The organism is Brevibacillus sp. MCWH (genome assembly GCF_013096935.1).
Taxonomy (GTDB): Bacteria; Bacillota; Bacilli; order Brevibacillales; family Brevibacillaceae; genus Brevibacillus; species Brevibacillus aydinogluensis.
In genome coordinates this window covers 1-739 of sequence record NZ_SDLF01000076.1, presented here as the reverse complement: position 1 = coordinate 739, position 739 = coordinate 1, and the positions used below count along the sequence as shown (strand labels likewise).

General features: G+C 30.3%; 1 protein-coding gene. It reads left to right on the top strand.

The window, feature by feature from the left end; genetic code table 11:
- Positions 1-739, top strand: a 739-nt coding sequence (locus ETC00_RS19415) for a hypothetical protein (RefSeq protein ID WP_216369599.1), incomplete at both ends; no start/stop codon positions are given.

The window sequence follows — 739 nt, the reverse complement described above, 5'->3', positions numbered from 1 at the left end:
CTTAATGGGAACAGATTTAATATCGGTTCATTACAAAAAGTTGCATGTATGAGTGGATATGCTACTTATGAAGATTCAACATTCATTACAAAAAAATTAAGTATTGATATGACTTCAGAAATTGTAATGCAAAAACCTGTTGTTTTAGGAAAAAATGCAAACGTGGATTATATGGTTAAAGTCGGAGATGAAGTAAAAGTAGGAGATGACTTAATTAGATTTGAAACTTCTTTCGAAGATGATTCTTTAAATAAATTTCTAAAATCCGTAGGGGATGAATTGAAAGAAGAGATTCGCTCTTTAGGAAAAACTCCTGTTAAATCAAAATATACTGGAGTTATTGAAGATATTAAAATATATTCTACTGTAGATTTAGATGAGTTGTCACCTTCATTAAGAAAGATTGTTAGTGACTACTATGAAAAAATTAACAAGAAGAAGAAAGTTTTAGAAAAATATGACAAGAATGATTCTTCATTTAAAGCTGGAATTTTATTCACAGAACCAGTAGGAAAAGTAGAAACTAAAGATGGGAAAGTTAAAGGTCATGAAGTTGGGGAAGGGGTATTGATAGAGATATATATTAAGTATAAAGATGTTATGGGTGTCGGAGATAAAATTACATTCTTTACAGCTTTAAAATCAATTATTGGGGAAATTATTCCTGAAGGTTATGAACCTTATTCTGAGTTCAGACCTGATGAAGAAATTTCTTCAGTAATAGCACCGGGAGCTGTAC